The organism is Streptomyces sp. NPDC059740 (assembly GCF_042733155.1).
GTDB lineage: Bacteria > Actinomycetota > Actinomycetes > Streptomycetales > Streptomycetaceae > Streptomyces.
In genome coordinates, this window is sequence record NZ_JBHWGP010000010.1 from 39,028 (window position 1) to 64,687 (window position 25,660).

Annotated in this window: 19 protein-coding genes, 3 tRNA genes and 1 pseudogene; 12 read left to right on the forward strand and 11 right to left on the reverse strand. The window is 73.7% G+C overall.

What is annotated here, in order from left to right:
• Nucleotides 1-170 precede the first annotated feature (170 nt).
• On the forward strand, nt 171-1,322 hold the full coding sequence (locus ACFV3R_RS14655) for an RNA polymerase sigma factor (RefSeq protein ID WP_385581231.1): 1,152 nt from the start codon (nt 171-173) through the stop codon (nt 1,320-1,322).
• Nucleotides 1,323-1,424: 102 nt separating this feature from the next.
• Here the strand turns inward: ACFV3R_RS14655 and ACFV3R_RS14660 are convergent, their stop codons facing one another.
• Nucleotides 1,425-2,861 carry an FGGY family carbohydrate kinase gene (locus ACFV3R_RS14660; RefSeq protein WP_385581236.1) on the reverse strand — a complete coding sequence of 479 codons (1,437 nt, stop codon included), beginning with the start codon at nt 2,859-2,861 and terminating at the stop codon, nt 1,425-1,427.
• A gap of 154 nt (nt 2,862-3,015) precedes the next feature.
• Complete coding sequence (locus ACFV3R_RS14665) at nt 3,016-3,315, reverse strand: YtxH domain-containing protein (RefSeq protein WP_385581239.1); 300 nt, start codon at nt 3,313-3,315, stop codon at nt 3,016-3,018.
• Nucleotides 3,316-3,625: 310 nt separating this feature from the next.
• Between ACFV3R_RS14665 and ACFV3R_RS14670 the strand changes: the two genes are divergently transcribed.
• From ACFV3R_RS14670 to ACFV3R_RS14680, 3 genes are all read left to right on the forward strand, one after another.
• Nucleotides 3,626-3,698 (forward strand) — tRNA-Asn (locus ACFV3R_RS14670).
• A gap of 5 nt (nt 3,699-3,703) precedes the next feature.
• Nucleotides 3,704-3,776, forward strand: a tRNA-Asn gene (locus ACFV3R_RS14675).
• A 198-nt stretch (nt 3,777-3,974) separates the two neighbouring features.
• A tRNA-Ile gene (locus ACFV3R_RS14680) sits at nt 3,975-4,048 on the forward strand.
• Nucleotides 4,049-4,528: 480 nt separating this feature from the next.
• Here the strand turns inward: ACFV3R_RS14680 and ACFV3R_RS14685 are convergent.
• Entirely contained in the window at nt 4,529-8,737 is a 4,209-nt protein-coding gene (locus ACFV3R_RS14685; protein ID WP_385581242.1) for a molybdopterin-dependent oxidoreductase, read from the reverse strand.
• A 473-nt stretch (nt 8,738-9,210) separates the two neighbouring features.
• On the opposite strand from ACFV3R_RS14685, the gene ACFV3R_RS14690 reads away from it, so the two are divergent.
• Both ACFV3R_RS14690 and ACFV3R_RS14695 read left to right on the forward strand, forming a co-directional pair.
• Nucleotides 9,211-9,936 (forward strand): YqcI/YcgG family protein, encoded by a 726-nt coding sequence (locus ACFV3R_RS14690; RefSeq protein ID WP_385581245.1) that lies wholly within the window; start codon nt 9,211-9,213, stop codon nt 9,934-9,936.
• Nucleotides 9,933-10,868 carry a DMT family transporter gene (locus tag ACFV3R_RS14695; RefSeq protein WP_385581248.1) on the forward strand — a complete coding sequence of 312 codons (936 nt, stop codon included), beginning with the start codon at nt 9,933-9,935 and terminating at the stop codon, nt 10,866-10,868. Before ACFV3R_RS14690 ends, ACFV3R_RS14695 begins: the two co-directional genes overlap by 4 nt.
• A gap of 43 nt (nt 10,869-10,911) precedes the next feature.
• Here ACFV3R_RS14695 and ACFV3R_RS14700 read toward each other — a convergent pair whose 3' ends face one another.
• The 3 genes and pseudogenes from ACFV3R_RS14700 to ACFV3R_RS14710 all read right to left on the reverse strand — a co-directional run.
• The gene (locus ACFV3R_RS14700) at nt 10,912-11,787 is read right to left on the reverse strand and encodes a geranyl diphosphate 2-C-methyltransferase (RefSeq protein ID WP_385581250.1); all 876 of its coding nucleotides are present in this window, start codon (nt 11,785-11,787) and stop codon (nt 10,912-10,914) included.
• A gap of 61 nt (nt 11,788-11,848) precedes the next feature.
• Nucleotides 11,849-12,907: a family 2 encapsulin nanocompartment cargo protein terpene cyclase gene (locus ACFV3R_RS14705; RefSeq protein ID WP_385581253.1), complete on the reverse strand. Its 1,059-nt coding sequence runs from the start codon at nt 12,905-12,907 to the stop codon at nt 11,849-11,851.
• Nucleotides 12,904-13,102: pseudogene (locus ACFV3R_RS14710) on the reverse strand (hypothetical protein); the annotation flags it as partial. The pseudogene ACFV3R_RS14710 and the gene ACFV3R_RS14705, both read right to left, overlap by 4 nt.
• Nucleotides 13,103-13,647: 545 nt before the next feature.
• Between ACFV3R_RS14710 and ACFV3R_RS14715 the strand changes: the two are divergent.
• On the forward strand, nt 13,648-14,619 hold the full coding sequence (locus ACFV3R_RS14715) for a glycoside hydrolase family 64 protein (RefSeq protein WP_385581256.1): 972 nt from the start codon (nt 13,648-13,650) through the stop codon (nt 14,617-14,619).
• 148 nt (nt 14,620-14,767) lie between these two features.
• On the opposite strand, the gene ACFV3R_RS14720 is transcribed toward ACFV3R_RS14715, so the two are convergent.
• Both ACFV3R_RS14720 and ACFV3R_RS14725 read right to left on the reverse strand, forming a co-directional pair.
• Nucleotides 14,768-16,204, reverse strand: a complete 1,437-nt coding sequence (locus ACFV3R_RS14720) for a M28 family peptidase (RefSeq protein ID WP_385581259.1) — start codon at nt 16,202-16,204, stop codon at nt 14,768-14,770.
• A 139-nt stretch (nt 16,205-16,343) separates the two neighbouring features.
• Nucleotides 16,344-17,552 carry a cytochrome P450 gene (locus ACFV3R_RS14725; protein WP_385581262.1) on the reverse strand — a complete coding sequence of 403 codons (1,209 nt, stop codon included), beginning with the start codon at nt 17,550-17,552 and terminating at the stop codon, nt 16,344-16,346.
• A gap of 594 nt (nt 17,553-18,146) precedes the next feature.
• Between ACFV3R_RS14725 and trxA the strand changes: the two genes are divergently transcribed.
• The gene (gene trxA / locus ACFV3R_RS14730; protein WP_385581265.1) at nt 18,147-18,701 is read left to right on the forward strand and encodes a thioredoxin; all 555 of its coding nucleotides are present in this window, start codon (nt 18,147-18,149) and stop codon (nt 18,699-18,701) included.
• Complete coding sequence (locus ACFV3R_RS14735; protein ID WP_385581268.1) at nt 18,694-19,296, forward strand: histidine phosphatase family protein; 603 nt, start codon at nt 18,694-18,696, stop codon at nt 19,294-19,296. Before trxA ends, ACFV3R_RS14735 begins: the two co-directional genes overlap by 8 nt.
• Nucleotides 19,297-19,524: 228 nt before the next feature.
• On the opposite strand, the gene ACFV3R_RS14740 is transcribed toward ACFV3R_RS14735, so the two are convergent.
• Together ACFV3R_RS14740 and ACFV3R_RS14745 are read right to left on the reverse strand one after the other, a co-directional pair.
• Complete coding sequence (locus ACFV3R_RS14740) at nt 19,525-20,556, reverse strand: rod shape-determining protein (protein WP_385581271.1); 1,032 nt, start codon at nt 20,554-20,556, stop codon at nt 19,525-19,527.
• Nucleotides 20,557-20,760: 204 nt separating this feature from the next.
• Nucleotides 20,761-21,309, reverse strand: coding sequence for a hypothetical protein (locus ACFV3R_RS14745; RefSeq protein ID WP_385581686.1), 549 nt, complete (start codon nt 21,307-21,309; stop codon nt 20,761-20,763).
• Nucleotides 21,310-21,670: 361 nt separating this feature from the next.
• Between ACFV3R_RS14745 and ACFV3R_RS14750 the strand changes: the two genes are divergently transcribed.
• From ACFV3R_RS14750 to ACFV3R_RS14760, 3 genes are all read left to right on the forward strand, one after another.
• The gene (locus tag ACFV3R_RS14750) at nt 21,671-22,690 is read left to right on the forward strand and encodes an NADP-dependent oxidoreductase (protein WP_385581274.1); all 1,020 of its coding nucleotides are present in this window, start codon (nt 21,671-21,673) and stop codon (nt 22,688-22,690) included.
• Nucleotides 22,691-22,770: 80 nt separating this feature from the next.
• The gene (locus ACFV3R_RS14755) at nt 22,771-23,199 is read left to right on the forward strand and encodes an organic hydroperoxide resistance protein (protein WP_385581277.1); all 429 of its coding nucleotides are present in this window, start codon (nt 22,771-22,773) and stop codon (nt 23,197-23,199) included.
• A 349-nt stretch (nt 23,200-23,548) separates the two neighbouring features.
• Nucleotides 23,549-24,559 carry an aldo/keto reductase gene (locus ACFV3R_RS14760; protein ID WP_385581280.1) on the forward strand — a complete coding sequence of 337 codons (1,011 nt, stop codon included), beginning with the start codon at nt 23,549-23,551 and terminating at the stop codon, nt 24,557-24,559.
• Nucleotides 24,560-24,946: 387 nt separating this feature from the next.
• Here the strand turns inward: ACFV3R_RS14760 and ACFV3R_RS14765 are convergent, their stop codons facing one another.
• Nucleotides 24,947-25,618, reverse strand: coding sequence for a TetR/AcrR family transcriptional regulator (locus tag ACFV3R_RS14765; RefSeq protein ID WP_385581283.1), 672 nt, complete (start codon nt 25,616-25,618; stop codon nt 24,947-24,949).
• Between the last annotated feature and the right edge of the window lie 42 nt (nt 25,619-25,660).

The following is a 25,660-nucleotide window of genomic DNA, read 5'->3' on the forward strand; positions in this document are numbered from 1 at the left end:
CACTGGGACCGGCGCCGCAGTCCCCGCGGCGACGCGCGACCGCGCGGCCCGGCGGCCGGCCCCGTACCGACCCGGCACCGGCCGGCGCCGCACGGGCCCGACCGGTCGTGACCGTGAGTCGGTCAGCCCAGCCGTCTGAGCCGCGACAGCGATCACCTGGAGGTCGCCCCGTGCAGACCCGGCCCCGCAGCGACGCCCCCGCGCCACCCACCACCTCCCCCCAGCTCCCCCTCAGCCGCCTCACCGAGGCCGAACACCTGCGAGCAGCCCCCCAGGGCACCGCTGCACCAGCCCTCGCGCCCCCGGTCGCCCAGGCCGAGGCCGAACACACCTGGGACACCGCGATAGCCTGGGACGAGGTGCCGCACACCGCACCCGCCGCCCTGCCCACGCATCCCCAGGACCGCCCCGGCCCCGCCGCCGACCTGCTGCGCCACTACCTCCGCGAGATCGGCCGGGTGCCGCTGCTGACCGCCGCCGAGGAGGTCGAACTCGCCCGCCAGGTGGAGGCGGGCCTCTTCGCCGAGGAGCGGCTGAGCGCCACCCCCGACCCGGACTCCCGGCTCGCCCGGGACCTCGACGCGCTCGTGGTGCTGGGCCGGACCGCCAAGCGCCGGCTGATCGAGGCCAACCTGCGGCTGGTCGTCTCGGTCGCCAAACGCTACGTCGGCCGGGGCCTGACCATGCTGGACCTCGTCCAGGAGGGCAACCTCGGCCTCATCCGGGCCGTCGAGAAGTTCGACTACACCCGCGGCTTCAAGTTCTCCACGTACGCCACCTGGTGGATACGCCAGGCCATGTCCCGGGCCCTGGCCGACCAGGCCCGCACCATCCGCGTCCCCGTCCACGTCGTCGAGCTGATCAACCGCGTCCTGCGCACCAGACGCCAGCTCCTCCAGGAACGCGGCGCCGACCCCACCCCGCAGGAGATCGCCGCCCACCTCGACCTCCCCCCGGAGCGCATCCGCGAGGTCCTGCGGCTGGCCCAGGAACCCGTCTCCCTGCACACCCCGGTCGGCGAGGAGGAGGACCTGGCCCTCGGCGACCTCATCGAGGACGGCGACGCCGCCTCCCCCGCCGAGTCCGCCGCCTTCCTGCTGCTGCGCGAGCACCTGGAAGCCGTTCTGTCGACCCTCGGGGACCGGGAACGCGAGGTCGTCGCACTCCGCTACGGCCTCACCGACGGACGGCTGCGCACCCTGGAGGAGATCGGCCACCTCTTCGGCGTGACCCGCGAACGCATCCGCCAGATCGAGGCCAAGGCACTCCGCAGGCTCCGCGAACACACCTTCGCCCAGCAGCTGCGCGGCTACCTCGACTGACGTGCGCGCCGACCCCGGCCGGCGGGAGCACCACGGCGGGCCGCCTCGCACACCCTCGCAGCCCGGGGCCCGGCAGCCGCCGCCGGGGGGCCGAAACCGGCCTCACGCCTCCTCGAAGGCCCCGGGATGGATCTCGTCCCGCACGGCCGTGTACTGCTGACGCACCGCCTGCCACACCGGCAGCTCCTCGCCCGCCTCGAACACCCGGCAACCGGGCGCCGGCCACACCGGCGGCTGGGACGAGGAGAGCCGGCCGTGTGCCGTGCCCAGCGCCCACGCCGCCTGCCGCGCCGCGCCGAGCGCCGCGTAACCGGCGGGCTCCGCCACCACGACCTGCGCTTCGAACAGCCCCGGCGCCGCAGCCTGCACCGCCGGCAGCTCCGCCGCCGCACCCAGCAGGAACACCCGCCGGATCTGCACGCCCCGGCGGCGCAGCACCTCCAGCGCGTCGGCCAGCCCGCAGAGCATGCCCTCGACGGCGGCCCGGGCCAGGTGCTCCGGCTTCATGCTCTCCCGGCGCAGCCCGTGCAGTGAGCCGGCGGCGTGCGGCAGGTGAGGCGTGCGCTCGCCCTCCAGGTACCCCAGCATGACCAGGCCGTACGAGCCCGGCGTGGACTGCGCGGCCAGCTCCGAGAGGCCCTCCAGGTCGGTGCCCAGCAGCTCGGCGGTGCCCCGCAGCACCCGCACCGCGTTGGAGACGTGCACCACCGGCAGGTGCAGCCCGGTGGCGTCGGCGAAGGAGCGGATCGTGCCGGTGGCGTCCGGCAGCGCCTCGTGGTGGACGGAGAAGACCGAGCCCGACGCGCCGAGCGAGACCACCGCGTCACCGGGCCCGACACCGAGCCCGAAGGCGGCGGCCATCGTCTCGCCCGTCCCCGCCGAGATCACCAGGCCCTCGGGCGTGATCCCCGCGACGTCGGCCGGACTGATCACCTCCGGCAGCCGTACCTGGTGGCCCAGCGCCAGCTCAGCTAGGTCGGGACGGTAGACGTCGCCCGCCGCCGACCAGTAGCCCGTCCCCGAGGCGTCACCGCGGTCCGTGGTGCGCCGCGCCGGGCGCCCGAGCAACTGCCACACCAGCCAGTCGTGGGGCTGGAGCACCTCCACCGTGCGGGAGGCGTGCTCCGGCTCCTCGCGGGCCAGCCACCGCAGCTTCGCCACCGGCTGCGCCGCCTGCGGCACCGAGCCGACGGCCTGCGCCCAGGCCCCCCGGTCACCGAGCGCGTCGACGAGGTCGGCGGCAGCGCCCTGCGCCCGCCGGTCGTTGCCCACCAGGGCCGGCCGCACCAGCGCGCCCTCCGCGTCCAGCGGCACCAGACCGTGCTGCTGCGCCGAGACACCGATGGCCGACACGCCCTCCAGCAGACCGCCGCCGGCCGCCTCACCGAGCGACATCAGCCAGGCCTGCGGATCGACCTCCTGCCCCTTCTCAAGGGGGTGCGCGGCGTAGCCCTCCCGGATGACGGCGCCGGTCTCGGCGTCGCACACCACGATGCGCGTGCTGTCGGAGGAGCTGTCGAGCCCGGCGACTATTGCCATGCGTAGATGATGCCGCATGCCGGGGACAGCCCCGCTGACGGGGGAGCCCCCCGAGCCCCGGCCGCACCGCCCCCGCTTCAGAACCGCGGCGGGGGCGGGGCGACCTCCGGGCCGCCCCGCCCCCGCCACTTCCCGACCGCTCCGCGGCCGGCGGTCAGCTCGTCCCCGAGCCCCAGCCGTCCCCGCGGTGCCCGTCGTGGTCCCGCAGCGCGTGCACGCGCTCGGAGACCGCGCTGGGCATCCGGTCGCCCATCCGCTCGGAGACCTTGTCGAACGCCTTGAAGGCGACGCCGCGGCCGTTGACCGCGGCCGACTCCGCCGTGTTGCGGACCGCGGGGTTGCCCGCGACCCGCCTGGCGGCGGCCCGCAGCTGCTCGTACCGCTCACGGCCGGCCCGTGTACCCAGCACGTAGCCGGCGGCCAGCCCGGCGACGAAGGTCAGTCGGTAGCGCATCGCTCCCACCTCTCCTATAGGTGCGTCCCGCCCGGGTGCCCCCGTGCGGCCTGGGATCGCCGCGCCTCACGCGTCGAACCACTTCAGTGGTGCTGCGCCTACCCGGCCGGACGCCTGATCCACCCCGCGGGCGACGAGGGCCCCGGACGGGAGGCGTCCCGGGCTCGCCACCCCTCCGGAACCGGAGGGACGCGGGGGCCCGGCACAACCGATTGGCGGAGCACCCCCCTGCTTGCGCTAATGTATGTGGCGCAGCGACCGCACGCCGTCGGAGAGCCTCCGGCAGTGTGGGGGCGCGGCAGATGTGCAATCCCCTGTAGCTCAATTGGCAGAGCAGCCGGCTGTTAACCGGCAGGTTACTGGTTCGAGTCCAGTCGGGGGAGCGCGATCCCCTGTAGCTCAATTGGCAGAGCATTCGGCTGTTAACCGGAGGGTTACTGGTTCGAGTCCAGTCGGGGGAGCAGACGAGAGAGGGCCCCATCGGGGTCCTTTTTCGTGTGGAAACCCGCCGTCCGGGGAACCGGAGGCGAGCCTCGGGGACTCCTGTGAGACGTACCCGACCACGGCAGAGCCGCTGCTGGGCCCACCCGGGCATCAGATCGTATGAGCGGCTATGCTGCGGCGGACGGCGCGCACACCTGTGCGCGGCGCGCCGTCGGGGGGCGGTAGCTCAGCCGGTTAGAGCAGCGGACTCATAATCCGTCGGCCGTGGGTTCGAGTCCCACCCGCCCCACCCGGGCACTTGGGAGGGCACCCCTCCTGAGCAGCACCAAGAGAGTTGCCCCCGCTTCTGCGGGGGCTTTCTCCTACCCGTCAAGATCGTTAGCTCGCCCGGTGCTCGTCCGAAGCGCAAAAGGCGTCTCGTGCTCGCCCGCCGCCTCGTCCGACCGCATCTTTTCCGGCGGCGCGCCAAACGCACCGGCCCCGGCTCGTCAATCGGGCGCTCGTAGCGCCTCCGATCCTCTGCGGAGGGTCTGACGTCCAGGCGCACGCCCTCGGTGAAGTGGCTGCGGAGCGTGCGGCCCGGCTCGTTATTACATCAGTGGTGTATGCAATAGGTGTAATGATGCTCTGATGGGGGTTGCGGGTCCAGAGCGCCGAAGGGGGCCGTACGGGGTGTTGAGGGTTCGCTCAGGCGGGATGGCTGACTGCTCAAGTCGACGCGCTGGCAAGGTAGTTGAGACACGCCGTCGCGGCCGGGCGGGCGTGCCCGTCAGTAGACGTCGCGGACGTAGCGCCTGTCCGTGGACAGGCCCCTGACGTAGCCGGCGGCCTCCTCCTCGGGCAGGTGGCCGTGGGTGGCGACGACGTCTCGCAGCGCCCGGTCGACGTCCCTGGCCATGCGCCCCGCGTCGCCGCAGACGTAGAAGTGGGCGCCGTCCTGGAGCCACTGCCACAGGCGGGCGCCGTTCTCCCGCATGCGGTCCTGGACGTAGACCTTGTTGCGCTGGTCGCGGGAGAAGGCGAGGTCGAGGTGGGTCAGCAGGCCGGACGCCTGGTGCGCCCGCAGGTCCTCGCGGTAGTAGAAGTCGGTGGCCTGGCGCTGCTCGCCGAAGAAGAGCCAGTTGGGGCCGGTGTGCCCGCGCGCCCGGCGGTCCTCCAGGAAGCCGACGAACGGGGCGACCCCCGTTCCCGGACCCACCATGATCATGGGGGTGGCCGGGTCGGCCGGCGGCCGGAAGTGCGGTGAACGCTGCACGAAGACCTGGACCGGCCCGTCGTCCGCACAGTCGGCGAGGTAGGTCGAGCACACGCCCTTGCGGTCCCGGCCGAGGTCGTTGGTGTAGCGGACGACGGAGACGGTGAGGCGGACCTCGCCGGGGTGTGCCAGGGGACTGGAGGAGATGGAGTACAGCCGGGGCTGGAGGCGCCTGAGGACCCCGGCCCACTCCGCAGCTGCGGCACGGACCGGGAAGGCGGCGAGGACGTCGGCGGCCTGACGGCCCCAACTCCACTTCGCCAGCTCGTCCTTGTTGTCGGGGCGCAGCAGGCGCCTGAGTTCGTGGCCGCCGGCGCGGTCCGCCACGAACCTGAGCAGGTCGGGGGTGATCCGGGTGATGTCCAGGCGGGTGCGGAGGGCCTCTTCGAGGGGAAGGGGGGTGGTGCCGGCGAGGTCGAGGGGCTCGTCGGGGTCGAGTCCGGTCAGGGCGAGCCACTCGGCGACGAGCCCGGCGCTGTTGGCCGGCCACACACCGAGTGCGTCGCCGGCCTCGTAGGCGAGTTCACCGTCACGGGTGTCGAAGGCGAACTGCCGCACCTCCTTCTGGGACTCCGGCAGGCTCAGCAGCCGGTTGCCGACCAGGAGGGTGGGGAACGGAGAGTCCCTGGTGTACGCGGTGGGGACAGGAGCCGGCGGTGGGGTGGCGGCCGGGGTGCGCCCGGGCCCGGCCGGGCCGGGCGCGGTGGCCGCCTCCGCCGGCGCGGCAGGCTCCTCGCCGGCCGTGGCCAGAGCGGTGACGACCTGGCCCAGCCACTGTTCGGCGGCCTTCTCGTAGTCCGGTTCGCAGTCGGTGCGTTCCACCAGCCGGGTGGCGCCGAGCTCCGCAAGCCGCTCGTCGAGCCGGCGACCGTGACCGCAGAAGTCGTCGTAGCTGGAGTCGCCGAAGGCCAGGACCGCGTACCGGACGCCCGCCAGCCGCCCGGCATCCGGCGCGGACAGCGCCTGCCAGAAGCCGGCACCGTTGTCCGGGGCGTCACCGTCCCCGAAGGTGCTGGTGAACAGCAGCACGTCGGAGTCGGCGGTGAGGTGGGCCGGTGAGGCGTCCGCCATGGGAAGCAGTTCGGGGGAGAGGCCGGCCCGGGTGAGGTGGGACGCGGCTCCGGCGGCCGTCTCCTCGGCGTTGCCGGTCTGGGAGGCCCACAGCAGGACCAGGCGGCGAGTGGGGGTGGCGGTTCCGGGTGCGGTGGCGGCGCGGGAGTAGGCGCCGGCCAGGACCCCGTCCACCCACAGGGCGTTCCCCGGGGCGATGGGCGCGCCGGGAGGAAGGACCGGGACGCCGCCGTCGGGCGGTGAGAGGGCGAGGCCGGAGAGGTAGCCGGAGAGGTAGCGGCGCTCCGGCTCCGACAGGGGCGCTGCCGGGAGGTCACCGGTGCCGAACAGCGCGGCGAGCGCGGGGAGGGCGGCGCCCGCCGGGGCGGCTGCGGAAACCTGGGCCGGGACGGGGGGCACGGGGGCTCCTCGGTGCGCGGTGACGGCCACGGCGGGTTCGGGCCGGGGGCTCGCAGGCGTCACCGGGATGGGGGCGGCCGTCCGGGACAGGGCGACGGCGCAGGCCTTGAACTCGGGTTGGAAGGAGACGGGGTCGACGGCGTCGCTGGTGACGGCGTTGATGCTGAGGTACTCGCCGAAGAGGTCGTTCCAGTGGAAGGGGGCGAAACAGGTGCCGGTCCGGACCCGGTCGGTGACCACGGCGGGCAGGACGGCCCGTCCGCGGCGGGAGGCGACCTCGAGGTGGTCGCCCTCCCGGACGCCGAGTGCGCGGGCGTCCTCCGGGTGCACCTCCACGAACGGGCCGGGGTTGAGCCTGCCGAGCTTCGCCACCTTTCCGGTCTTCGTCAGGGTGTGCCACTGGTGCGGCAGGCGACCGGTGTTGAGGACGAACGGGAAGTCGTCGTCGGGGAGTTCGGCGGGCGGCAGATGGGGCCGGGCGAAGAACCGGGCGCGTCCGCCGGCGGTGGGGAAGGCCAGGCGGGGACGGGTGCCGTCCTCGCGTACCAGAGGGGTCTGACTCACACCGTCGTTGAGGTACCGGATCGGGTGGCGGTCCGTGCCGTCGCCGGCCGGGGCGGGCCACTGCACCGGTGCGGACCGCAGCCGCTCGTAGCTCACGCCCCGCAGGTCCCAGCCGGTGGCGGGGTTCCACGCCTGCTTGAGCTCCTCGAAGACCTCCTCGGCACAGGTATAGGTGAACGCCTCGGTGAAGCCCATCGCGCAGGCCACCCGGGCGATCAGCTGCCAGTCGGGCAGCGCCTGGCCGGGCGGGTCGACCACGCCCGGTACGAGAGTCAGGTTCCGCTCGGAGTTGACCATGACGCCGTCCGACTCCGCCCACAGCGTCGCTGGCAGCACCACGTCGGCGTAGGCGTTGGTCTCGGTCTCCGCGAAGACGTCCTGGGTGATGACGAGTTCGGCGGCCTCCAGGCCGGCGATGACGGTCCTGCGGTTGGCGACGGAGGCGACCGGGTTGGTGCAGATGATCCAGCACGCCTTGATCTCCCCGGCGGCCATCTGCTGGAACATCTCCACGGTGCCGCGCCCGACCTCGGTGCGCAGGGAGCCCTCGGGGATGCCCCACAACTCCTCGACGAAGGCGCGTTCGGTGTCGACGAGGACGGAGCGCTGGCCGGGCAGGCCGGGGCCCAGGTAGCCCATCTCGCGGCCACCCATGGCGTTGGGCTGACCGGTCAGCGAGAAGGGGCCGGAGCCCGGGCGGCAGATGGCGCCGGTGGCGAGGTGCAGGTTGACCAGGGCGTTGGTGTTCCAGGTGCCGTGGGTGGACTGGTTCAGGCCCATGGTCCAGCAGCTCATCCACGCGCCGGCCGCACCGATCCACCGCGCGGCCCGGCGGATGTCGGCCTCGTCGAGGTGGGTGATGGCGGCCACCCGGTCGGGCGGGTAGTCCGCGAGGAAGGCGGGCATCTCCTCCCAGCCCTCGGTGAAGTCGGCGATGAACTCCTCGTCGGTGTGCCCGTCCGCGACCAGCAGGTGCAGCAGGCCGTTGAGCAGCGCCAGGTCGGTGCCGGGCTCGATCTGCAGGAACAGGTCGGCCCGCTCGGCGGTCGCGGTACGGCGCGGGTCGACGACGATCAGCCTGGCGCCCGCCTTGACCCGGTCCATCATCCGCAGGAACAGGATCGGGTGGCAGTCGGCCATGTTCGAGCCGATCACGAGGAAGACGTCCGCGTGGTCGAAGTCCTGGTAGGACCCGGGCGGACCGTCCGCGCCCAGCGACAGCTTGTAGCCGGAACCCGCAGAGGCCATACACAGCCGGGAGTTGGACTCGATCTGGTTCGTCCGGACGAAGCCCTTGGCCAGCTTGTTGGCCAGGTACTGCGCCTCCAGGGACATCTGCCCGGACACGTAGAACGACAGGGCGTCGGGCCCGTGCTCGTCCAGGACCGCCCGCAGCCTGCCGGCGACCGTGGCGACGGCCTCGTCCACCTCCGTCTCGGCCGCCCGCCCCCCGCGCTCCGGGCGCACCAGCGCCTTCGCCAGCCGCCCGGGGGCGGCCATCAGGTCCGCACTCGTCGCGCCCTTGGTGCACAGACGGCCGTGGTTGACGGGGTGGCTGCGGTCCCCGGTCGCCCTGGCGACCCGGCGGCGGCCCTCGCCGTCCCGCCGGAGGTCGAGCACGATGCCGCAGCCCACACCGCAGTAGGAGCAGACCGTACGGACGCTGCCGTCCTTCACGTCAGAAGCCACCGGTACTCCACCCTGCTGCGCGTGCCCGCTCCCGTGCGGGGCCCTCGGACATCCGCCGAGCGGCGGCCCCTGGCGAAGGACCGTAGGGAGACCGGGTTTCGGGCCCGTCACGTGCCGGGGAAAATCGGGGTTACGCGGTGCGCACGGGCACTCCCGGCCCGGCGTGAGCTGACGTGCCCCGTGGCGCCCCGGCCGCAGCCCGCGGGCCCCGGCCGGCCACCCGCCGCACACTCCCCGCACCACCGCCGGCGCGCCCCGGCAGCAGCGCACCCGGGCCCGGCGCGCGCAGGGCGATCCGCCGTATCAGGTGCGGGAGGAGCCGGGTGACTGGACAGCCACCGGGGCGCCTGCCAGGTTGTGCCCGAGCCGCCCGTCAGGTCGCCCGGGACCCGGTAGGCGCGCCTCGGTGCCCCACGCTCCTCATCGCCCTGTCATGGAACCGCCCGCCGGTCGCGGGCCAGAACGGAGAAGCGGTGTCCGGAACCCTCACCCACGATCGCCTGTTGCGCAAGGACGAACTCCCCGCCGGCCTGGCAGGCCACCTGGCCGAGTTCACCCGCATCGCCGGGGCCCGGGACTTCCCGTGCGTCTTCGCCCCCCAGGCCCTGCGCCAGGACCAACTCCTCTTCGGCGCGGGCGACGTCCGGCAGGACGGCTGGGACGCCGCGGTCACCCTGATGGACCTGGCCGCCCAGGCCATCTGGGAGGACCCGGACCAGGTCGTCGTGGTCTGGCTGGACGGAATCGACAGCCGGGGCCTGGACGACGACCACCGGGCGTTCCGGCAGATCCTGTGCACGCTCCTGGAGGCGGACGGGGCGTGGCCGGACGACGCTCCCCGCGACCCGGCCGATCCCGGCTGGAACTTCTGGTACCGGGGCATCGACTTCTTCGTCAACGTCTCCACCCGCCACCACCGGCTGCGCCGCAGCCGCAACCTGGGCACCCCCTTCACCCTGGTCGTCCAGTCCCGCGCCAGCTTCGACCGGCTCCCGGGCAGCGCGGCGGCCGCCCGGCGCCGGATACGCCTGCGGCTCGCCCACTACGACGCGATCGCGCCCTCCCCCCACCTGGGCACGCACGGGGAGGCGCCGGAGCTGCCCCAGTACTTCCTCGGCGACAGCAACGGCTGCCCCTACCGGGCCCTGACGGCACAGGACCTGCCGGGGCGGCCCGCAACCGCGTGGAGGCAGGGGTGAGGCCACCCACCGGCCGGCGTGGGGCGCGGCAGGCCCTGGGCCTGATCCTGGTCGGCTCCACCGCGATCCAGCTCTCCTCCGCGCTGGCCGCGCGCCTGTTCGCCTCCCTCGGGCCGCTCCCGGTCAGCTCGCTGCGCACGGCGATCGCCGCCGTCATCCTGTGCGCGGTCTTCCGGCCCCGCCTGCGGGGCCGCAGCCGTGCCCAGTGGGCGTCCGTCGTCGCCTACGGTGTGGCCATGGCGGCCATGAACCTCTGCCTGTACTCGGCCATCGACCGCATCCCCCTGGGCGTCGCCGTCACCCTGGAGTTCCTCGGCCCGTGCGCCGTCGCCTTCCTCGCCTCCCGCAGGGTCCGGGAAGGGCTCTGCGCCGTGGCCGCGTTCGCCGGGGTCCTGCTGATCTCGGGGCCCGGCGGTCATTTCGACGCCGCCGGTTACGCCTTCGGCCTCGGGGCGGCGGCCTTCTTCGCCCTCTACACCGTCTTCGCGGAGAAGGTCGGGAAGGGCGATGCCGGGCTCTCGGGGCTGGCGCTGTCCGTGACGGTCGCGGCCGTGGTGTCGGCCCCCTTCGGCATCGGCGACGTGGCCGGGGTCACCGCGGGGCAGTGGCTGGTTCTCGCGGCCGTCGCAGCGATGGGCGTCGCCGTCCCCTATGCCGTGGACACGGTCGCCGCCCGGGTCTCCTCGGCCCGCGTGGTGGGCACCCTGTTCAGCATCGACCCGGTGGTCGGATCGCTGGCCGGGTTCCTGGTCCTGCGGGAACACCTCGGCTGGCTCTCCGTCACCGGCATCCTCGTCGTGGCCGCGGCGGGCGCCGCCGTGGTCTGGTGTGCCGGGCCCCCACCGGTCCCCGAACCGCCGCCCGCGCAGGCGGAGCCCGCAGCCGCCGCGGGCGACGGCGGGAGCGGGACCGTCTCGACGACCCGGGTCTGAGGAGGCGGGGCGGGACCCCGCACCCGGCGGGGCCCCGCACCCTTCACACCCGGTCGGCCGCGATCAGCAGGTACTGGAAACTGCCGTTGCGGTAGGCGTTGAGGAAGGTGTCCTCGATGCCGGTGACCAGGTGGTCGGCCTGGCGGCGCAGTTCCCAGTACGGGATGGCGGCCTGCGTCAGGTCCTCGACATGCACGGGGACGAGCCGGTTGCGGGCCATGGCGCGGAAGTACTCCGAGCGCGGATGGATGTCGCAGATGTAGTGGGCGTTGATGAGGGAGACCTCGCGGGAGGCCTGGCCGTAGGTGTCGTTGTAGCAACCGGTGACGGTCACGTAGCGGCCACCGCGGCGCAGCAGCCGCGCGTGCTCGGCGAAGAGCAGGTCCAGTTCGACGTACATGGTGGACTCGTTGTTCCAGGACGCCGCGTAGGCGCCGGTGGCGAGACCGGTGTCGAGCATGTTGCGGTGGTGGTAACGGACCTTGCCGTCGATGCCGCGTTTACGGGCCTGCTCGTTCGCGAAGGCGGCCTGCTTGGCCGAGATCGTCACACCGTCGGCGTGGCAGCCGTACCGCAGGTGTGCCGTCACGCTGCCGCCGCCACGTCCGCACCCGGCGTCGAAGACGCGGTCCTCGGGGGCGAGGTCACCGAGGTGGGAGGCGAGGAGTTCGGCCTGGGCGTGCTCCAGCCGGTGCAGTTCGGCAGTTATCCGGGTGCGGCGGCGCTCCGGGTCCTGCTCCTCCAGCACCGACCGGTCGGCCTCGCCCAGGCCGTAGTGGTGGTGGTAGAGGTCGTCGATCATCCCGAGTTCGAGGTTGACCGGGTTCTCCTCGGCGTTCCAGTAGTCCGCGACGCGGGACTGGTACACGGACTGGGTCGGCACCTGTGCGGAGGCGGTGCCGGCATGAGCGGTGGTCAAGGTGTCTCCTTGCTGTGGTGCGTCTGGCGGTGGTGGGCCCGGCGGTCGGACGGGTCCGGGCTCACCAGTAGTTCGGCAGGTGGTACCGGCGGGTGTTGGTCGAGTGCCACTCGTGGTTGCCGGCGACCCAGTCGTCCAGGCCGCGGACGTACCGGGCCACGAGTGGTGAGAGAGCGGACACCAGGGCGGACTCCGCCTCGAAGGCCTCCATGACCTCGTTGTGGATCTGGACACTCCTGAGGTAGGCGGTGCGCAGGCCGCAGCGGTCGTTGGCCGCCACCACCTGGGGGAGGTTGAGGTGTTCGGGGTCGCTCTCCAGCTCCTTGGTGAAGGAGTACAGGTCGTTGACGATGGTGGTGGCGTTGCAGGCCAGGGCGGTGACACGTTGGACTTCGGGCCGGGCGTAGAGCGCTTCGGGCAGTTCGTAGCCGTCCACCGCGTCGACGATGGACAGGCAGGGGCGGAAGTTGTTGAACTGCCGCATGACCAGGTACTCCCAGACCCGGGGCATGTGACGCGACTGGGCCCAGGAGGCCTCGGCGAGGTAGCCCAGGTGGAGTCGGGCAACGTCGTGGACGAAGCGGCTGACCTGGCTCGGCGTGGCGATTTCGGCGAAGTCCCTGAGCGCCCAGTGGTAGGACCGCAGCGGCCCGTCGGCCTGCACTCCCTCGCGCCACTGCGCCTCCTGCGCCGCGGTGGAGTGGAACGGGTCGAGGGCCGACTGGGCCAGGACCAGCCGCCCGCCCAGGGCGCTCCGTTCGGCGCCCCGGCCCTCGTCCTCCTCGCAGTAGCAGCTGTCGACGATGTTCTCCGCCAGCAGCAACTTGCCGGCGACGGTGAGCCGTTCGAGGTCGGCCGCCGCGGGGTGCTGCAGCGCCACGGCCCGGCCCACCTGGAACTCCGCGAAGTCGCCGCTCCAGGCCGGGGGGAACAGGTCCAGCTCGCGGGCCCACTCCTCCAGCCGGTGGTCGACCTCCGCGGCCTTCTGCGGGTCCGCGGGGGTGGCGGGGCGGTACCTCAGGCCCGGGACCGCCCCACCGCGGCGGCTGGGCGCGGTGCGGGCGAGGCTCGGTGGGCCGGGAAGCGTGAACGGGGTGGCGGCCTGCGGGGAGGTGCTCATGGTTTCGTGCTCCACCTGATCGGTCGGCGGTCGGGGCCGATCCGGACCTTCTCCAGGACGCCGGCCGCGTCGGGTACGAGGATGGCCAGTGAGTAGTGGGCGGTGACGGGGTACTTGGGGGCGGCGGCCTCGTCGAGGCCCGTGAAACGGGACGTCGAGGCCGGGCTGGAACTCCTCAGGGATGCCGGTCCGGTACTGGCACACCCCCTCCCAGGACGGTGGAACGAAGGCGCACGGGACGGCCTGCGGCCGGCGGGACGTCCGGTGTGCGCAGGCCAAGCCAAACAGGGCGGAGGAGGGGGCCACCACGGCGTGAAAGGGGGCGCTCACGCGTTCGCCGGGCACAAACATCGAAAGGAAGCGGCAGGGGTGGTGTGCCCTCCGCGCGCGCCGTGCGGTCGCGGCGCGCGCCGGGGGCGGTCGGCGCAGGCCGGGCGCGAGCGGCACGGTCCGGGCGGTGGCCGGCCGGCAGGCCGGTGCCGGCCGGGCTCCGCGCCGGCCTGATCCAAAAGAAAGGCCCTGGCCCTGCATTGCCTTCAACCCCCGAACGCAGCCGCTCGGTTTCAGCCACTCCCGCGTTCACAATTGACAGGTGCATGTGGCCTGACAAAGCTCTGGGACGCGCGCTCGTCCGCCGGTTCCCCGACCGGGCCGAGGCCCCACCCTCCGGACCGCGCGCCACCGCCTGGAAAGCGGTCGTGCACGTGCGCGACCGCCTCACCCCCACCCAGGGAGGACACGTGTCCCCAGTAAGGCCCCTCCGCCGACGTCCCGCGGCGCTCCTCGCAGGCGCCACCCTCGCCCTGCTCGCCTGCGCCTTCGGCGCCACGCCCGCGGCCCAGGCCGCCGGCACCACCACCCCCGCCCTCGCCGCGGCCGGCGACCCGCCGCCCGACTCGTTCTGGGGCGACACGGGTTCCATACCGGCGGCGCAGAACGTCCTCACCGTCGCGGTCCTGAACCGGACCAACGGCAAGTACCCCGACGACCAGGTCTTCTGGACCTTCAACGGTGAGACGCACTCCATCGCCGAACAGCCCTACCTCGACATGCCCGCGAACTCCGCCGGCCGCATGTACTTCCACCTCGGTTCGCCCGACAGCCAGTACTCCGACTTCATCGAGTTCACCGTCGGGGCGGACGTCTTCAACGGCAACACCACGCGCGTCGACGGCTTCGGGCTGAAGCTGGCCATGCGACTGCACTCGCACGACGGGTCGGACGCCCAGGTGGGCGAGGACTACGCGACCTTCCAGCAGGACCGGGACGCCACCTTCAAGGAGTTCAGCGACGAGGTCCCGGCCGAGTTCAAGCAGCTCGCGACGGTACAGGCGCCCTACCACATCCCGGCGCCGGGCAGCGTGGCCGCGTTCCAGCCCGGCGGGGCGAACGCCGACTACTTCACCGGGTACGCCCAGTCGGTCGGCGTGAACGCCACCACGCAGCAGATCACCGGGTGCTCGGGACCGCTGGCCAACGACGCCGCCACCTGCTCGGCGCTCAACCGGCACGTGGCGCAGCTGCCCCAGGACCAGTGGTCGACGCCCGGCCTCTTCTACCAGGCGGCACCCGCCAACTACTACGCCAAGTTCTGGCACGACCACGCCATCAACCACCTCGCCTACGGCTTCCCCTACGACGACTACGCGGGCCAGTCCTCGTTCGTCTCGCACGGCGACCCGCAGTGGCTGGAGGTCGCCGTCGGCTGGTGAGGCCACTGCCGCACGGCACCCGCGGCGTGCCCCGGCCGAGCGCCGGGGACGTCGCGGGAGGGGCCGGCGCACCTAAGCCGCGCCCCGCGGGGCCTGCCCGGGGCCACCGGTCGCAGTGGTGCCTCCGGGCGGTGCTCGCGGGCGCTGCTCAGCGTTGTGCGAGTGCCCCCACCAGGTAGGCCAGGGCGGCGGAGTTGGTGTCCAGGGCGCCGGTGCCGAGGTTGGCCAGGCGGTCACAGGCCTGGTGGTAGCAGGAGTCGAACATCTCGCCCGCCCGGCCCCCGAACAGGGCGGCCTGCTCCGCCGTCTTCACCTGGAGGTTGCCGCCGTCCAGCCCGGCCACCGCGACACCCGCCTCCTTGAAGACCAGGTGGTCGGAGCCCACGTTCTCCGGCGTCACCCGCTGGTACGGGAGGCCGCGGCGGTCGAAGTAGCCGGCGAGCAGGTCGGCCGCCTCGTGCCCAAAGCCCCCGGGCGAGTCCCAGACGAACCTGCCGGCGTTGGGTGAGGCGATCAGCTCGCCGTTGAGCAGCACCGAGATCCGGGCCTTGGCGGCGTCCGAGAGGTGGGAGACGTAGTAGCCGGAGCCGACGTCGACCAGCTCCTCGGCGCCCCAGAAGGCGAACCGCACCTTCTCCCTGACCCGCGACTGCTGCGGGGCGAGGGCGAGCGCCGTCTGCAGCACCGCCGCCGCAGTCGAACCGTTGTCGTTGATGCCGGGCCCCTCGGGGACGCTGTCGAGGTGGGCGCCGGCCATCACCACGTGGTCCGGGTCGCCCCCCGAGGTCTCGGCCAGCAGATTCTCGGTGGTGCGGGACACCTCCTCGCCGCGCAGGGTCAGCCGGACACCGGTCGCGCCGGCGCGTGCCTGGCGGGCCAGCCGCTCGCCGTCGCTCTGGGAGACGGTCGCGACGGGCAGCGAGAGGGAGGCCATGGCCTGGAGACGGTAGATGTTGCCGGGGACGGGCGTCGGGTACCACAGGACCACCGCACGGGCCCCCGCGGCGGCGGCCGCAGCCTGCTGACCGCCCCAACCGCAGGCGTCCCGGGGCATCAGCACGACGGAACCGGCGACCGGCAGACCGGCGTAGTCCGCCGCTGAGCAGCCGGTGCGCCCTTCGGGCAGCGCCACGACGGGCGCGGACAGGCCGGCGGCGTCGGTCTGCGGAGACCGGCGGACCATGAAGGTGCGCACCTCCCGCGAGGAGCCGGTGGCCGCGTCCGTCACGGACAGGCTCTCGCGGCGCACCGCGAAGTCCGTGTAGGGGACGGCCTGCCGGGTGACGCGGTACCCGGCGGCGGTGAGCTTTCCGGCGACGTAGTCGGCCGAGGCGGTGAAGCCGGGCCCGGCGTAGCCGCGGTTCCCGCCGTTCGCATCCGCGATGTTCTGGAAGGCCGTCAGATGCGGCAGCACGCTGGCGGCGGTGACCTCCCGGGCGAGCCGGTCGGCGAGCGTCCCGGTGGCGGGGCCGCCGGCGGCGGGCGGGGCGGACACCGGCGCACCGGCCGCCGCCGGTGCGGTGAACGCCACCAGCAGGGCGGCGGCCGCGGCCACCCCCCGGCCGGACGCGAGGATCTTTCGCATGCTCTCCCTTTCGTGCGGGGCGCGGCCGTCGACGGGCGCCGTGCCGCGAGGTGTTGGGCCCACCGGGCAGGGGCAGGCGGGAGCGGCCCCGCGGCGCCGGAGCAGGTGCGGGGCCGGGCGGGAAGGCCGGCCGATGCCGTCAGGCGGTACCGGCGGGCTGCGGCCTGGCGGCTTCGGCCCGGCGCGCGGTGAGGGTGAGTTCGCTCAGGCCGCGCAGCGTGGCGGTGGGCTCGTACACCGGTGGGCGCACCGCCTCGAACCGGACCCCGGCGCGCAGGCAGGCCTCCAGCACCGCTCGCAGTTGCATCGACGCAAAGGCCGCGCCGAGGCAGGCGTGCGCGCCGCGCCCGAAGGTCAGGTGCAGGCCGCGGCGGCGCTCCAGGCCGACGGAGTCGGGGGCGGGGAAGACGGCCGGGTCGCGGTTGGCCGCGGCGAGGAAGAGCAGGACGACGTCCCCCCGCGGGATGCGGTGACCGCCGAGGACCCGCTCGGCCACGCACACCCGGGCGTCCGCCTGCACCGGCGTCTCCAGGCGCACCAGTTCGTCCACCAGGGTGTCGAGAGCCTGTGCCGCCTCCGCCCGGTCCAGCAGCCCCGGGGTGGTCGCCAGCCGCGCCATGGCGTTGCCCATCAGGCGGCTCACCGACTCGTAGCCGGAGTGCAGGACACCGCGCATCGAGTTCTCCAGCACGGCCCGCGAGACGGTGCCCTCCTCCTGCCGCATCCGCTCGGCCGCGCCCAGGAAGCCGTCCGGCGGCGCCTCGTCCAGCCAGGTGCCGACCAGTCGGGTCAGTTCGCGGCGGGCCGCGAGGCCGGGGGCGCCGCGCCCGGGGTCGAGCCCGGCGTCCATGGAGCGCACCACGGCGTTGGACGTCGCCTCGAAGGCGGCGCCCTCGGGAGCCGTCACGCCCAGGAAGTCGCACATCGTGCGCAGGGCCACCGGGCGGGCGTAGCGCCCGACGAAGTCGATCTCGCCCCGCTCGGCGAGGAGCGTCCGCAGTCCGGCGGCGGCGATGTCGGTGACGTGTGCGGCCATCGAGGCGGGGGACTGCACGTGCAGGGCGTTGACCAGGAGGTGCCGGACCGCGCCGTGGTCCGGGGGGTCGAGCGACTGGATGCTGAGCATGGCGTCGGGCACGTCCTCGCCTGCGCGGCGGAAGTCCGAGCCGAAGCCCGCGGTGTCGGCCAGCACCCGCCGGCACTCCTCGTACCCGGTGACGACCCAGGCGCCCAGGACCTCGTGCCACTGGACGGTGCCGGTCTCCCGCAGCCCGCGGTAGAACACGTGCGGGTCGGCGACGGCCTCGGGGGACAACGGGTCGTACCGCGGTGCGGGGGAAGCGTCCATGATCCGTGTCCTCTGCCTGGCGTGCCTGACCTGCCTGACGGGCCCGGCGCGGAGCAGTGGTCCGTCTTCCGCACCGCGGTGCTGCGGTCGCGGCGGCTGCCTCGAAGGCGCAGGCCGCGACCGCCACGAATTCACCAGAGGTAGCGCATGTCGGTCTCCTCTCGTCGAGGACCGTGTCCCGCCAACTGCCCATGGGGTGGAGGGAGTTGGTCCTGCTTGGAGCGCTGGCGGGGAGATGCTGGCACAGCCCCCGGGGGGCGTCAACGGAGTCAAAAAGCAAAGGGGACCGCCGGTGTCTGCAAATTCGGTCCCGAGCAGGGGAGAAGTGCGTGACAGAAAATTACCCACGTTGCCTTTGTGAAATGGCACTCCGAGGTGTTTTTCCGTATGTTTCCCCATTCGTTCCCGAGGTGTTCTCCGCGGACGGGCGATCGCCTTGCGGACAAGCCGCCGCCTCCCGGTCGCCGGACGTCCACCGCGCCTTCGGCGGGGACGGCGGGAGCCCTCCCGGAGCCGGGTGCCCATGGATCCGCTCGGTGTGGCATGTCTCACGGAGGGTGCCCGGCGCGCGGTCCCGGGTCTGGATGTGTTCGGATGGGGAAGGGGTGCCGCGGCGGCCGGTCCGGGGAACAGCTCCCAGGGCCGTCCCGTTGCCCCAGCGGGTGGCCCGGTCATCTGGGTACCCGCCAACGGAGCAGGCACGAAACCGACCCACACCGGAAGCAGGTACAGCTGATGAGCACGGTCGAGCTCACCAAGGACAACTTCGACGAGATCGTCTCCGCGAACGACTTCGTCCTGATCGACTTCTGGGCCGAGTGGTGCGGCCCGTGCAAGCAGTTCGGGCCGGTCTTCGAGAAGTCCTCGGAGAAGCACGAGGACCTGGTCTTCGCCAAGGTGGACACGGAGGCCCAGCCCGAGCTGGCCCAGGCCTTCCAGATCCAGTCCATCCCCACCCTCATGATCGTCCGGGAGAACATCGCCGTGTTCGCCCAGCCCGGCGCGCTGCCGGAGGCGGCCCTGGAGGACGTGATCGGCCAGGCCCGCAACCTCGACATGGAGGAGGTCCGTGCCTCCGTCGCCGAGGCGCAGGCCCAGGAGCAGCAGGGCGGCCAGGGGGCTGAGGGAACGCAGGGCACCGGTGCGTGACCTTCTGCTCATCCGCCACGGTGAGACGCCGTGGAGCAGGTCCGGCCGGCACACCAGCTACTCCGAGCAGGAGCTGACGCCGGAGGGTGAGGACGAGGCCCGGTCGCTGCGGCCGGTCCTCGCCGGCCGTGATGTCGCGGCCACCTTCGTCAGCCCCCGCAAGCGCGCGCTGCGCACCGCCGACCTGGCAGGGTTCGAGGACTACACCGTCGACCCCGACCTGGCCGAGTGGGACTACGGCGGCTACGAGGGGATCACCACCGACGAGATCCACCGGGAGCGGCCCGACTGGTTCCTGTTCACCGACGGCGTCGCGCCCGGCGGACCGGACCACCCGGGTGAGCAGCCGGCGGACGTCGGAGCCCGCGCCGACCGCGTGCTGGCCCGCCTGGAGCCGTTGCTGGCCCAGGAGGACGGGGAGGGCGACGTGGCGGTGGTGGCCCACGGGCACTTCCTCCGCGTCCTGACCGCCCGGCGACTGGGCCTGCCGCCCTCGGCGGGGGCGCTGTTCACCTTCCACACCGGGGTCGTGGGCCTCATCGGCACCGAACACGGGCGCCCCGCCCTCCTGGCCTGGAACGCCCGCAGCATCTGATCGGGTCAGGGCGGAGAACAGCGGCCGCGCCCGCGTCGGTCGGCCGCCGAGGCCCCGGTCGCCGGCCGGGACGCCCCAGGCTCCGGGCACCGGCGGACACCCCGCGAGCCCCCCGGGGTCTTGCACCTTCCGCGCGCCGGACGGGTGTTCCGGGGGACGCCGAACCGTGCCGCAGCGGCCGGCTCTCACGCTCTGGCCTGAGAGCCGGCCGCTTTGGGCGGTGGCCGCTCAGGGGGCCAGCGGGTCGAGTTCCAGCGGCGCGATCCGGCCCTCGATCATGGCGCCCAACCCCAGCACGGGACAGACGTCAGGCTGCTCCGCCACCCGTACCGGCATGCTCGTGGCCTGCCGGATCATCGGCTCCAGCCCCGGGATCAGGGCGCTGCCGCCGGCCAGCACGATGCCGCTCCCGCCGAGGTCGGCCACCAGGTCCGGCGGGCAGCGGCGCAGCACCGCGCCGATCGCGTCCAGGATGGCCGTCAGCGGCGTGTTCACGGCCGAGCGGACCTGGTCGGTGTCGACCAGCACCGTCCGCGCCAGGCCGCTGACCACGTCACGGCCGTGGACCTCCTGCGGTGCCGGGGTGAGTTCGCCGTCACCGGAGAGCAGCATCTGCAGCGGCCGGATCGCCTGCTGCGGCAGCATCAGCTCGTGGTGGAGGCGCAGGTGCTGCACCACCGCCTCGTCGATGGCGTTGCCACCCACCGGCACCGTCTCGGCGGCGACGATCGAGCCCAGCGAGAGGACCGCCACCTGCGTGGTGCCGGCGCCCGCCACCACGATCATCGTGGCCTCGGGCTGCTCCACGGGCAGCCCCGCCCCCACGGCTGCGGCCACCAGCGTCTCCACCAGCTCCACCCGGCGCGCCCCGAGCCCCGTCAACGTCTCCACCGCGGCCCGCTGCGCCAGCGGCTCGCTGCCGTAGGGCAGGCACACCGCGGCGCGCATCGTGGGCCAGCGGCGCCAGGCGCGGGTCAGCCGCCCGCCGACCAGGTGACGCAGCAGGCGCTGGGCGATGTCGATGTCGACGACCGTCCCGCCGGAGACCGGGCGGACCACCCGGATGTAGCCGGGCGTCCGGCCGTCCATCAGCTCCGCCTGCGCGCCCACCGCCAGCAGGGCGCCGGAACGGGTGTTCACTGCTGCGGCAGTCGGTTCGTCGACGATCAGCCCCTTTGCCTTGGTGTAGACCCGGGTGCGCGCGGCGCCGAGGTCCACGGCGACCGAGCAGCGGCGCACCTGCGCGAGGGTGGCTGTCATGGAACGCGTCCTCCCCACGTGAGCGGTGGCGGGCGGTGCCGGGATGGGCCCCGCTCCACGCCATCCTGCGGGAGCGGCAGGGGTGCCGCCCGCCGGGCGGGGCCGCCCGGGCGAGTGGCCGGGCGGGGTGCCGGCGTCCCGCGGCAGGGCCCTTCCACGCTGCCGGACGGGCTGTGACCAGCGGGGACGCGCGGGGCGGGCGGCTCAGGGCAGCAGCCGCTGGAAGAGCCCCCAGGTGAACTCCGCCACGCGGGGGAGGGGCCGGTCCCCGTGCCCCGCACCGCCGCCCGGCCCGCCACCGGGGCCCTCCGGGGCGGTGAAGGCCAGGTTCCAGCGGGTGGGGGCCGAGCCCTCCATCGGACGGGCCGGGGCGAACGCGCGGGCCACCTCGTCGACCGTGGCCGACCACGGCCGCAGGTCCGTCACCGAGCGCAGCACCGGCGCCGGCGCCCCCGGGGCCCGCACCAGCCACGCGTTCCACACCGCACCGTCCTCGGCGGTGAGCACCTCGAAGCGGAGGGTGGGCCAGAGCGGCACCGGCCAGCGGTGCACCCGGCAGGTCAGGTCCCCGACGCGGCGCAGCCCCGTCTCCGCCGGCGGCCCGAGGTGGGAGCGGTAGCGTCGCAGCCCGCCCCCGGCACGGGGCGAGTGCGCCAGCGCCTGCCAGCGGCGGTTGGCGTCCCGCAACTGCGCCCGGGAGACCCCGAGCGTCCGCAGCGCGTCCGCCACCGCGTCCGGCTGGTGGTCGGCCATCCGCCGCAGCAGGACGAGCTGGAACCGCAGCGGCCCCGGCAGCTCGGCCGCGGCTCCGGGCGAGGAGGAGGCGTTCACCCACCCATCCTCGCGCGCCCCACCGACACCGACTGCGTCAGGCGGTGCGGCCCGCCTGTCCGGGAGCGGTGACCTGCCGTGGTCGGCACGCCTGCGGCGGGGGCGCCCGACGGGTCCCGGCCGCAGGTACTACCGTCGGGTAACGAAACGCGTCCTCCCCACCGGGCCGCCCCCGCGGCCTGCGGGTGAGCAGGCACACGGCTGACACGGCGGTGTGCCGGGCACCCGGCAGGGAGGCGCGCAGGCGTCACCCCCACGCATGCTTCTCAGAAAGGCCGACCTCATGCCCGAGATTCCCACCACCGGTCGCGAATGGCACCTCGTCGCCCGCCCGCAGGGTTGGCCGCAGCCCTCGGACTTCGCCCTGCGCGAGGTCTCCGTGCCGGAGCCTGCAGAAGGCCAGATCCTGGTCCGCAACCGCTACTTCTCCGTCGACCCGTACATGCGCGGCCGCATGAACGACGTGAAGTCCTACGTGCCGCCCTTCCAGCTCGACGAGCCGATGGACGGCGGGGCCGTGGGCCAGGTGCTCGTCTCGCGCGCCGAGGGCTTCAAGGAGGGCGACCACGTCCTGCACGGGCTGGGCTGGCGCGAGTACGCCGTCCTCGACGCCCGCCACGCCACCACCGTCGACCCCGAGGCCGCGCCACTGCCGGCCTACCTCGGCGTGCTGGGCATGCCGGGCCTGACCGCCTACGCGGGTCTGCTGGAGGTCGCCTCCTTCAAGGAGGGCGACGCCGTCTTCGTCTCCGGCGCGGCGGGCGCGGTGGGCAGCGAGGTCGGCCAGATCGCGAAGCTCAAGGGCGCCTCGCGGGTGATCGGCAGCGCCGGCTCCGCCGACAAGGTCCGCGCCCTCGTCGACGAGCTCGGCTTCGACGCGGCCTTCAACTACAAGGACGGGCCGGTCGCCGACCAGCTGAAGGAGGCGGCCCCCGACGGCATCGACGTCTACTTCGACAACGTCGGCGGCGACCACCTGGAGGCGGCCATCGGCCGGCTCAACGTCCACGGCCGGATCGCGGTCTGCGGCATGATCTCGCAGTACAACGCCACCGAGCCGACGCCGGCGCCCCGCAACCTCGCGCTCGTCATCGGCAAGCGGCTGCGCATCCAGGGCCTCCTGGTCAAGGACCACGCCCACCTGCGCGACCAGTTCGTCCGCGAGGTCTCGGCGTGGATCCGCTCCGGCGAGCTGAAGTACCGCGAGACGGTCGTCGAGGGCGTCGAGAACGGCGCCGACGCCTTCCTCGGCATGATGCGCGGCGAGAACACCGGGAAGATGGTCGTCAGCCTGGGTGAGTGAGCGTGCGGCTCACTGGTTAGGCTCACGGCAGGCCGTCGCGGACGTGGGCGCGATCCGCGGCGCACGCACAGGAGGTTCGTATGTCCAGCCACCCCGTCGACGTCGTCTACACCGCCGTGGCCACCGCGGAGAACGGCCGGGACGGCCGGGTCGCCAGCGATGACGGCAAGCTCGACGTCGTCGTCAACCCGCCGAAGGAGCAGGGCGGTTCCGGCGCCGGCACCAACCCCGAGCAGCTCTTCGCCGCCGGCTACAGCGCCTGCTTCCAGGGCGCGCTCTCGGTCGTGGCGCGTCAGGAGAAGAAGGACGTCTCCGGCTCGCGGGTGACCGCGCACGTCGGCATCGGCAAGACCCCGGCGGGCGGCTTCGGCCTCACCGTCGAGATCGTCGCCTCGATACCGAACGAGGACGAGGCCACCGCCAAGGAGCTGGTGGAGAAGGCGCACCAGGTGTGCCCCTACTCCAACGCCACCCGCGGCAACATCGACGTCACCCTCACCGTGGCCTGACGTCACCCGGCACGACGGCCGAGGGCCCACCTGGCCCGAGGCCGACGGCGGCCCCGCGAAGCGCCCCGGGCGCGTCGCGGGGCCGCCGTGCTGCACGGGCCCCGCGCACGACGCAGGCCGCTGCCCCAGGCCCGAGGCGCCGTGCCCGGCACAGCCGTTCCGCGCCGGAGAGTGGCGCTCGGCCGCGCACTGACAGCCTGTTACCCGCCACCACCGGGCCCCTGGTACGTCCGGCCGGAGCGGTTGACATCCATAGGAGCATCCGGGCGCACCTGTCCCGCACCCACCTCCGGACCCCGGACCGGCACGTGTTGCGTTGGAGCGCACTCCACCGCCTAGGTTCGCCGGCATGCGATACAGCAAACTCGGAACGACCGGACTGGAAGTCTCCGCCATCACCCTGGGCTGCATGAGCTTCGGCGAGCCGGACCGGGGCGGCGAGCCGTGGTCGCTGGGCGCGGAGGCCGGCCGGGACATCATCAGGCAGGCCCTGGAGAGCGGCGTCAACTTCCTCGACACGGCCAACGGGTACAGCGCCGGAAGCAGCGAGGAGATCGTCGGCCAGGCGGTCAGGGACTTCGCCCGGCGCGAGGAGGTCGTCCTCTCCACCAAGGTCTGGATGCGGATGCGCCCCGGCCCCAACGGCGCCGGGCTGTCCCGCAAGGCGATCTTCACCGAGCTCGACGCCTCCCTGAAGCGACTGGGGACCGACTACATCGACCTGTACCAGATCCACCGCTGGGACTACGACACCCCGATCGAGGAGACCCTGGAGGCGCTGCACGACGCGGTCAGGTCCGGGAAGGTCCGCTACATCGGAGCCTCCTCCATGTACGCCTGGCAGTTCACCAAGGCCCTGTACCTGGCCGACCTGAACGGCTGGACCCGGTTCGTGTCGATGCAGGACCACTACAACCTCATCCACCGGGAAGCAGAGCGGGAGATGCTCCCGCTCTGCGCCGACCAGGGCATCGGCGTGATCCCGTGGAGCCCGCTGGCGCGGGGCAGGCTGACGCGGGCCCGGGACACCGCCACGGTACGTGCCGAGACCGACGAGGGCGGCAGGATCCTCTACCGCGACGGGGACCAGGCGGTGGCCGAGCGCGTTCACGAGATCGCGGGCAGGCGGGGTCTGTCCGCGGCCCAGGTCGCTCTGGCCTGGGTCATGCGCAACCCGGTGGTGACCTCGCCCATCGTCGGGGTCACCAAGCCGGCCCAACTGGCCGACGCGGTCGCCGCGGTGGACGTCGAACTCGACGAGGACGAGGCCGCCTACCTGGAGGAGCCCTACCAGCCGCACGAGACCGCCTACCTGGCGGAGTCCTTCTACAAGTCGCGGCCTGCGGCGGGCGCCCGGTAGTCCGGGCTACCGCCGGGCCTCCGACGAGTCCCCGGCCTCGGCTGCCGCAGCCCGGCGGCGCTCGCGGGCGGTCGAGCGCGACTGCACGCTCCGCGCGCTCTCCCCGCCGGCCCGGCCTTTGGAAAGCGCCCGGCGAGCTGCTTCCCAGCGGCGTCCGGGCTCCGCACCAGCTCCGCCGGGTGCCCGGTGACGGGGACGTCCGGGCTCAGCCCGGCCGGCGCGTCCTCCTCCGTCCGCCGGGCCGGAGGCGGTCGGCCGCGCACCCCGGCCCGGGCCGCTTGCCGGCGTTGGCCGGGTCCAGCGCCTCTGCCCCGCCCAGCAGCGCGCACGGCGACGCCGGGTTCGGCCGCCGACCGCACGACGTCCTCGCCCCGAGCAGCGCGGGCCTCACCGGCCCTCCGCCCCACCTGCCGGTTCCCCACCGGGCTCCGGCGTCGTCGGCTGCGAGGGGGCGCCCGCGGTCGCCTCGCCCGTCAACAGCCGCACGAAGTCCCGGAACGCACCTGCCATGTCCACCTGCTCCGGGTCCAGCAGCCACTGGAGTTGAAGCCCGTCCATCACGGCCACCAGCAGCGGCGCGGCCTGCTGCGGTGTGAGCCCGCCCGGCAGCCGCTCCCCGAACTCCGCGCGCAGCGAGTCCGCCATGGCGGCGCGCACGGCCCGGAACCGCTGCTCGAAGAAGGCACGCGCGGGGTGGTCCTCGGTGACGCTGTCCCCGGCGAGCACCGTGTAGGTCTGCACCAGCCCGGGCCGGCCGGAGTTGTAGTCGACGAGCTGGGTCAGGGTCTCCGAGCGCCACCCCTGGTCCGCCGCCGCGGCCAGGTCCCACCGGTCACGCTCCTCCAGCACCCCGACGAGCAGCATCTCCTTGTTGGGGAAGTGGTGCAGCAGCCCCTGCTGGGTCAGGCCGGCGCGTTCCGCCACGGCCGCCAGCGAGGTACCGCGGTAGCCGCGTTCGGCGATGAGTTCCAAGGCGGCCTCGACGATGGCCTGACGCCGCGCCGCCCGCTGGGCCGCCCGCCCGCGGCCCTGCCGGGCCCCCGCCTCTCGTGCGCTCACGCCGCCGAGCCTAACCCCGGCCCGGGGGCCGGGTTCCGGGGG

Excerpts from the sequence above, each read along its gene's own strand:
- ACFV3R_RS14660 (WP_385581236.1), bottom strand. The coding sequence starts at position 2,861 with ATGGCAATAGTCGCCGGGCTCGACAGCTCCTCCGACAGCACGCGCATC.
- ACFV3R_RS14665 (WP_385581239.1), bottom strand. The coding sequence starts at position 3,315 with ATGCGCTACCGACTGACCTTCGTCGCCGGGCTGGCCGCCGGCTACGTG.
- ACFV3R_RS14705 (WP_385581253.1), bottom strand. The coding sequence starts at position 12,907 with ATGAGCACCTCCCCGCAGGCCGCCACCCCGTTCACGCTTCCCGGCCCA.
- ACFV3R_RS14720 (WP_385581259.1), bottom strand. The coding sequence starts at position 16,204 with ATGCGAAAGATCCTCGCGTCCGGCCGGGGGGTGGCCGCGGCCGCCGCC.
- ACFV3R_RS14725 (WP_385581262.1), bottom strand. The coding sequence starts at position 17,552 with ATGGACGCTTCCCCCGCACCGCGGTACGACCCGTTGTCCCCCGAGGCC.
- trxA (WP_385581265.1), top strand. The coding sequence starts at position 18,147 with ATGGGGAAGGGGTGCCGCGGCGGCCGGTCCGGGGAACAGCTCCCAGGG.
- ACFV3R_RS14740 (WP_385581271.1), bottom strand. The coding sequence starts at position 20,556 with ATGACAGCCACCCTCGCGCAGGTGCGCCGCTGCTCGGTCGCCGTGGAC.
- ACFV3R_RS14745 (WP_385581686.1), bottom strand. The coding sequence starts at position 21,309 with ATGGCCGACCACCAGCCGGACGCGGTGGCGGACGCGCTGCGGACGCTC.
- ACFV3R_RS14750 (WP_385581274.1), top strand. The coding sequence starts at position 21,671 with ATGCCCGAGATTCCCACCACCGGTCGCGAATGGCACCTCGTCGCCCGC.
- ACFV3R_RS14755 (WP_385581277.1), top strand. The coding sequence starts at position 22,771 with ATGTCCAGCCACCCCGTCGACGTCGTCTACACCGCCGTGGCCACCGCG.
- ACFV3R_RS14760 (WP_385581280.1), top strand. The coding sequence starts at position 23,549 with ATGCGATACAGCAAACTCGGAACGACCGGACTGGAAGTCTCCGCCATC.